Origin of the sequence: Mycobacterium kyogaense (assembly GCF_003254575.1) — a bacterium.
In the GTDB taxonomy this organism is placed as follows: domain Bacteria; phylum Actinomycetota; class Actinomycetes; order Mycobacteriales; family Mycobacteriaceae; genus Mycobacterium; species Mycobacterium kyogaense.
The window spans coordinates 24,054-31,116 of the sequence record NZ_QJUA01000051.1 but is presented as its reverse complement, the minus strand read 5'-3'; the positions used below and the strand labels follow the sequence as shown (position 1 = coordinate 31,116).

Here is a 7,063-nt window from a genome sequence, read left to right as displayed (position 1 = left end):
ATACAGTTACGGCGGCCATAGCGGCAGGGAAACGCCCGGACCCATCCCGAACCCGGAAGCTAAGCCTACCAGCGCCGATGATACTACCCACACGGGTGGAAAAGTAGGACACCGCCGAACACACATTGGAATCGCCCCCCACTTTCGTGGGGGGCGATTTCCTATTTCGGGGCACTTATTTCGGCGCTCACTATTGCATTCTGCGCATTGGAAATCGGCGCAATTGTGGTGTCGCCGATTGTGGCCGTATCCTTTTGTGGTGCCCGAAGACAATAAGGCCGGCCGCGGCGACCGCCGGCCCCACCGCGGCGGATCGGCCGGCGACAGGCAGGGGCCCCGCCGCGATCAGCGCTCGGCGCCGCGCAGCTCGGGTCCGCATCGCGCACGTCCTGCGCAACCCAGAACGCAGGACGAGACGAAACCCACCGGACCGCCCATTCCTCCGGAGATCGAGGCCAAACAGCTCGCTCCCGAGATTCGCGGCGAACTGACCACCCTCGATCGGGCCACCGCTGATGCCGTTGCCCGCCATCTCGTGGCGGCCGGCGAACTGCTCGACGAGGATCCCGAGGCGGCACTGGAGCACGCCAGGGCTGCGCGCGCCCGCTCGGGTCGCATCGCGGCCGTGCGCGAGGCCGTCGGCATCGCTGCGTACGCCTGTGGTGATTGGGCACAGGCGCTCTCCGAACTGCGGGCCGCCCGTCGAATGGGCAGTCGCTCACCACTTCTGGCGATGATCGCCGACTGTGAACGAGGTGTCGGCCGACCCGAGCGGGCGATCGAACTCGGCCGCAGTCCCGAGGCTGCGCAGCTGAGCGGCGACGACGCCGACGAGCTACGCATCGTCGTCGCCGGTGCCCGCTCCGATCTCGGTCAGCACGAACAGGCTCTCGCTGTGCTGTCCACCCCGCAACTGGATCCCGCACGTACCGGCCAGACCGCGGCCCGCTTGTTCTACGTGTATGCCGACACACTGCTGGCGCTCGACCGTCGCGACGACGCGCTGCAGTGGTTCCTCAAGGCGGCTGCGGCGGACACCGACGGTGTCACCGACGCCGAAGAGCGGATCACGGAACTGTCCTGACGTGAAATCCCTTGCGCATCTTCATGACTGCCTGCTGCTCGACTTGGACGGCACGGTCTTCCGGGGACACGAGCCGACTCCCGGCGCGGTGGAGACTCTCGGCGCCCTGACGGCCCGCCGACTCTTCGTCACCAACAACGCTTCCCGCAGTGCCGACCAGGTCGCCGAGCATCTGCGGGAACTCGGCTTCAGTGCGACCGCTGACGACGTCGTGACCAGCGCGCAGACCGCAGCCCGGTTGCTCGCCGAGCAACTACCGAACCAGGCCAAGGTCCTCGTCGTCGGTACCGACTCACTCGCCGACGAGGTGCGGGCCGCCGGCCTGAAGCCAGTGCGCGAGTTCGCCGATGAGCCGGTGGCCGTCGTACAAGGACACTCACCCCAGACCGCCTGGTCCGACCTCGCCGAGGCGGGACTCGCCGTCCGGGCAGGCGCATTGTGGGTCGCCGCCAACGTGGACAAGACACTGCCCTCGGAGCGGGGCCTGCTGCCGGGTAACGGCTCGATGGTCGCTGCTTTGCGGGCGGCCACCGATCAGGATCCCCAGGTGGCCGGTAAGCCGGCGCCTGCGTTGATGGCGGATGCGTTGGCGCGCGGTGACTTCGACTCGCCGCTGATGATCGGCGATCGACTCGACACCGACATCGCGGGAGCCCACGCCGCAGGGCTGCCGAGCCTGATGGTGCTGTGTGGCGTCAACGACGCCGCAGACGCCATCTTCGCGGTCGCCGATCAGCGGCCGGACATGATCGCCGAGGACCTCCGCGCGCTGACCGACGACGCGGAGGGATTGCGGGTCGGTCCGCACCGCGCCTGGCGCGTCGAGTGCCGGGAGGATGCCGTGATGGTGGCCTCGACGGGCGAGGACGCCGGGGACGCGCTGTCCATCGTCCGCGCGATCGCCGCGGCGGTCTGGGCGGCAGACACCGAGCCCGGCACCAGAACCACGATCAGCGCGGCTGACGACGCGGCCCACGAGGCGGCGCAGCGGTGGTCCCTGCTCGGCCCCGACATCGACTAGCGTGGCACTCGACATGAGTACCGAACCCGACCAGCTCCGCGCCCAGGTTGCCGACCTCCTCGGAGAGCCGACCGAACCCACCGACGCTGATCTGGACTCCGTCGCCGCCCGCCTGGAGGAGGCGCACGATCTGCTGGTGCGCGCGCTGGAATCGGTCGAGAAAGGCTGATCCGCGTGACGCGGCGCGCTCGTGTGGACGCCGAGCTGGTTCGGCGTGGGCTGGCCCGCTCGCGCCAGCAGGCAGCTGAGCTGATCGGCGCAGGCCGGGTGAGCGTGGACGGCATGCGGGCCGCGAAGCCCGCGACAGCCATCGCGGTGAGTGCGAACCTGACGGTTGAGGCCGCGGACGAACCGAGCTGGGTGTCGCGCGGTGCGCACAAGCTCATCGGGGCGCTCGACGCGTTCGAGGTGGCGGTACAGGGGCGTCGTTGCCTGGACGCCGGCGCCTCCACCGGCGGTTTCACCGAGGTCTTGCTGACCAGGGACGCACGGGAAGTGGTGGCGGTCGACGTCGGATATGGGCAGCTCGCGTGGGCGTTGCGCACCGATGACCGGGTCACGGTGATGGAGCGGACCAACGTGCGGGAGCTGACTGCCGAGGCCATCGGCGGACCGGTCGACCTGATCGTCGCCGACCTGTCGTTCATCTCGTTGGCGACGGTACTGCCGGCGCTGACTGCGTGTGCGTCGTCGGCCGCCGATATCGTTCCCATGGTGAAGCCGCAGTTCGAGGTCGGCAAGGATCGGGTGGGCGCGGGAGGCGTGGTCTCCGATCCGCTGCTGCGCATCGACGCGGTCCGCTCGGTCGCCGCGACCGCGCAGACCCTGGGGTGGCACAGTGTCGCCGTGACCGCGAGCCCGCTACCGGGCCCGGCCGGCAACGTCGAGTACTTTCTGCATCTACGCGCCGACACGACGGAGGCCCTGCGGGGCGACGCGCTCGAGACCGCGATCCGCCGCGCCGTCGAGGAAGGCCCGCAATGACAGCCGAACGCACCGTTCTCCTGGTGGTGCACACCGGCCGCGATGACGCCCTCGACGTCGCGCGGCGGGTGGCAAAGGTGTTCAGCGACAACGACATCGCCCTGCGCGTCCTTTCCGCCGAGGCGGTCGACCGCGGATCGCCGCAGCGCCGGACGTCCGCCATGGCGGCCCTCGGCGTCGACGTGGATGTCGTCGACGCCGATCAGCGTGCTGCCGAGGGCTGCGAGCTCGTTCTCGTGCTCGGCGGCGACGGTACGTTCCTGCGGGCCGCGGAGCTGGCGCGCAACGTGGAGATACCGGTGCTCGGAGTGAACCTCGGCAAGATCGGTTTCCTCGCCGAGGCCGAAGCCGACTCGATCGACACCGTGCTCGACCACATCGTCCGTCGCGACTACCGCGTCGAGGAACGGATGACGCTCGACGTGACCGTCTGGTCGGGTGGCGAACTGCTCGACCGCGGCTGGGCGCTCAACGAGGCGAGCCTGGAGAAGGGGCCGCGGCTCGGCGTGCTGGGCGTGGTCCTCGAGGTCGACGGCCGCCCGGTCTCGGCCTTCGGCTGCGACGGCATGCTCGTGTCGAGCCCGACCGGCTCGACTGCCTACGCGTTCTCCGCCGGTGGGCCAGTGTTGTGGCCTGACCTGGAGGCGATCATCGTGGTGCCCAACAACGCCCACGCATTGTTCGCCCGACCGATGGTCACCAGCCCCCACGCGCTGATCGCCATCGAGATCGAGGCCTCCGGCCATGACGCGCTGGTGTTCTGCGACGGCCGGCGGGAGATGGTGCTGCCTGCCGGTGGGCGTCTCGAGGTGACCCGATGCGGCACCCCGTTGAAGTGGGTGCGGTTGGACAGCGCGCCGTTCACCGACCGGCTGGTGCGTAAGTTCCGGTTGCCGGTCACGGGGTGGCGCGGACCCTAGTGCTAGCCGAGATTCGGATCGAGTCGCTGGGCGCGATCAGCGCGGCGACCGCGGAGTTCGACGGTGGATTGACGGTGCTCACCGGGGAGACCGGCGCCGGCAAGACCATGGTGGTGACGGGTTTGCATCTGCTCGGTGGCGCCCGCGCCGACCCCGCCCGGGTCCGGTCCGGGTCGCCCAAGGCGGTTGTCGAGGGCAGATTCGTCACCGCTGAACTCGGTGCCGACGCAGTCGCACGGGTCGACGACATCCTGGATTCCTCAGGCGCCGACCGCGACGACGACGGCAGCGTGATCGCGGCCCGCTCGGTGAGCCGGGAAGGGCCGTCGCGCGCGTACCTGGGGGGCCGCAGCGTGCCCGCCAAATCGCTGAGCGAATTCACCGGCGAGCTGCTCACGCTGCACGGCCAGAACGACCAGCTGCGCCTGATGCGTCCGGACGAGCAACGCGGCGCGCTCGACCGCCACGCCGGCGTCACCGCGCAGCTGCAGCGCTACCGGACCGCGCGCGATGAGTGGCTGACCGCCCGCACGGATCTCGAGGAGCGACGCCGGCACGCCCGTGAGCTGGCCCAGGAGGCGGACCGCCTGCAGTTCGGCATCGAAGAGATCGATGCGGTCGCGCCGCAGCCGGGCGAGGACGAGTCGCTGGTGTCCGACATCCGGCGGCTGTCGGAGTTGGACGCGCTGCGCGAGGCGGTGCACACCGCGCGCTCGGTGCTCTCCGGCGACAGCGACACCGCCGCGGAGGGCGCCTCGGCGGTCGACGCCGTCGGGCAGGCCCGCTCGGCGCTGGAGAACACCGATGACGCCGCGCTCAAGGCGCTGGCCGGGCAACTCGACGGAGCGCTGACCGTCGTGGTCGACGTCGCTGCCGAGCTCGGCCACTTCCTGTCCGAATTGCCCAGTGACGCAAGCGCGTTGGAGACCAAATTGGCGCGCCAGGCCGAGCTGCGCTCGCTGACCCGCAAGTACGCCCCCGATGTCGACGGCGTACTGGACTGGGCGCGTACGTCTCGCGAGCGGCTCGCCCAGCTCGACGTCTCCGAGGAGGCGATGGTCGGCCTCGCGCGCCGCGTCGACGACCTCGCCGGGGCCGTGGCCGCGGCGGCTGCCGAGGTCACCAAGGCCCGGGTCAAGGCTGCGAAGGGGTTGGCCAAGGCCGTCACCGCCGAACTCGGCGGACTGGCGATGTCCGGTGCACAGTTCACCATCGCGGTCAGTCCGCTGGCGGCGCGCCCCGACGACAGCGCGCCGCTGACGCTGGCGTCGGGCGATGTGGTGCACGCCGGCCGCGACGGTGTCGACGCAGTGGAATTCGGGTTTGCCGCGCACCGGGGATCGGACATCCTGCCGCTGCACAAGAGTGCCTCCGGCGGCGAGTTGTCCCGTGTGATGCTCGCCCTCGAGGTGGTCCTGGCCGCGTCCACGGAGGGCACCACGATGGTGTTCGACGAAGTCGACGCCGGGGTCGGCGGACGCGCCGCGGTGCAGATCGGGCGTCGGCTCGCGCGGCTGGCCCGAACCCATCAGGTGATCGTCGTGACCCACCTGCCCCAGGTCGCCGCCTACGCCGACGTGCACCTGGTCATCGAGGGTCAGGCGGAGGCGACATCGACGCGGGCCAAGACCAGCGGTGTGCGCCGCCTCGGCGAAGACGACCGGGTCGCCGAGCTGGCCAGGATGCTGGCTGGGTTGGGGGAGTCCGACAGCGGTCGTGCGCACGCGCGAGAACTGCTGGATGCGGCGCGGCAGGAGCGTGAGGTGCCGGCCTAGGCTCTGTGACTGGTGCGAAAAGAAGAGACTTCTGAGGCTGATGTTACGGCGCGCCTCCGACAGATCTCCGGGGTTGCTGGACAGAATCCCCCCATGAAGATGTCAGCGCTGCTCTCCCGAAACGCCAGTTCACGGCCGGGCATCACCGGCACTGCCAGGGTGGACCGCGACATCGACCGACTTCTGCGCCGGGTGACCCCCGGCGACATCGTGGTCATCGACGTACAGGACCTCGACCGCGTCACCGCCGACGCTCTGGTCGAGGCGAACATCGCGGCGGTGGTGAACGCGTCGTCGTCGATCTCGGGGCGCTACCCGAACCTCGGGCCCGAGGTGCTCGTGGCCAACGGGATCACGCTCGTCGACGACACGGGCCAAGAGGTCTTCAAGAAGGTCAAGGACGGCGCGCGCATCCGGATCAACGAGGGCGGCGTCTACTCCGGTGACCGCCGTCTGATCCTGGGCACCGAGCGCACCGACGCCGACATCCACGAGATGATGCAGGAAGCCAAGGGCGGGCTGGTCGCGCACCTCGAGGCGTTCGCAGGCAACTCGATCGAATTCATCCGCAGCGAGAGCCCGCTGCTCATCGACGGCATCGGCATCCCCGACATCGACGTCGACCTCAATCGGCGCCACGTCGTGGTCGTCGCCGAGGAGGACCACGCAGCCGCTGATCTCAAGGCGCTCAAACCGTTCATCAAGGAGTACCAGCCGGTGCTCGTCGGGGTCGGAACCGGCGCCGACGTCCTGCGCAAGGCCGGCTATCGTCCGGCGCTGATCGTGGGTGACCCGGACAAGATCAGCACCGAGGCGCTGCGCAGCGGTGCGCAGGTGGTGCTGCCCGCCGACGCCGACGGTCACGCCGCCGGTCTCGAGCGCATCCAGGACCTCGGTGTCGGCGCGATGACGTTCCCCGCCGCGGGTTCGGCCGCCGACCTGGCCCTGCTGCTGTGCGACCACCACGGAGCATCGCTGATCGTCACCGTCGGCCACACCGCCAGCATCGAGGAGTTCTTCGATCGCACCCGCCAGCGCAGCAACCCGTCCACCTTCCTGACCCGGCTGAAGGTGGGGGAGAAGCTCGTCGACGCCAAAGCCGTTGCGACGCTGTACCGCAGCCGCGTCTCCGGCGGCGCGATCGCACTGCTGGTACTCGCGATGCTCATCGCGGTGATCGCCGCGCTGTGGGTGTCGCGCGCCGACGCCGCAGTGCTCGAATGGATGACCCACACGTGGAATCAGTTCCTGCTGTGGGTCCAGGGTCTGGTCGCCTAGG

The 7,063-nt window shown here is 69.8% G+C and carries 7 protein-coding genes and 1 rRNA gene; all 8 read left to right on the top strand.

Annotated elements, in window-relative coordinates:
* The first annotated feature begins 7 nt into the window (after window positions 1-7).
* Window positions 8-120: ribosomal RNA gene (rrf, locus tag DMB80_RS24625) — 5S ribosomal RNA — on the top strand.
* Window positions 121-259: 139 nt separating this feature from the next.
* Complete coding sequence (locus DMB80_RS24620; RefSeq protein WP_111512264.1) at window positions 260-1,084, top strand: tetratricopeptide repeat protein; 825 nt, start codon at window positions 260-262, stop codon at window positions 1,082-1,084.
* Window position 1,085: 1 nt separating this feature from the next.
* The gene (locus tag DMB80_RS24615) at window positions 1,086-2,105 is read left to right on the top strand and encodes an HAD-IIA family hydrolase (protein WP_111512259.1); all 1,020 of its coding nucleotides are present in this window, start codon (window positions 1,086-1,088) and stop codon (window positions 2,103-2,105) included.
* A gap of 13 nt (window positions 2,106-2,118) precedes the next feature.
* Window positions 2,119-2,274 (top strand): hypothetical protein, encoded by a 156-nt coding sequence (locus DMB80_RS28275; protein WP_162938696.1) that lies wholly within the window; start codon window positions 2,119-2,121, stop codon window positions 2,272-2,274.
* A gap of 5 nt (window positions 2,275-2,279) precedes the next feature.
* Complete coding sequence (locus DMB80_RS24610) at window positions 2,280-3,089, top strand: TlyA family RNA methyltransferase (protein WP_111512258.1); 810 nt, start codon at window positions 2,280-2,282, stop codon at window positions 3,087-3,089.
* The gene (locus tag DMB80_RS24605; RefSeq protein ID WP_111512257.1) at window positions 3,086-4,009 is read left to right on the top strand and encodes an NAD kinase; all 924 of its coding nucleotides are present in this window, start codon (window positions 3,086-3,088) and stop codon (window positions 4,007-4,009) included. Before DMB80_RS24610 ends, DMB80_RS24605 begins: the two co-directional genes overlap by 4 nt.
* Window positions 4,009-5,784 (top strand): DNA repair protein RecN, encoded by a 1,776-nt coding sequence (gene recN, locus DMB80_RS24600; RefSeq protein WP_111512256.1) that lies wholly within the window; start codon window positions 4,009-4,011, stop codon window positions 5,782-5,784. The genes DMB80_RS24605 and recN overlap by 1 nt, the downstream gene beginning before the upstream one ends.
* A 93-nt stretch (window positions 5,785-5,877) precedes the next feature.
* The gene (gene steA, locus DMB80_RS24595; RefSeq protein WP_111512255.1) at window positions 5,878-7,062 is read left to right on the top strand and encodes a putative cytokinetic ring protein SteA; all 1,185 of its coding nucleotides are present in this window, start codon (window positions 5,878-5,880) and stop codon (window positions 7,060-7,062) included.
* Window position 7,063: the final 1 nt, after the last annotated feature.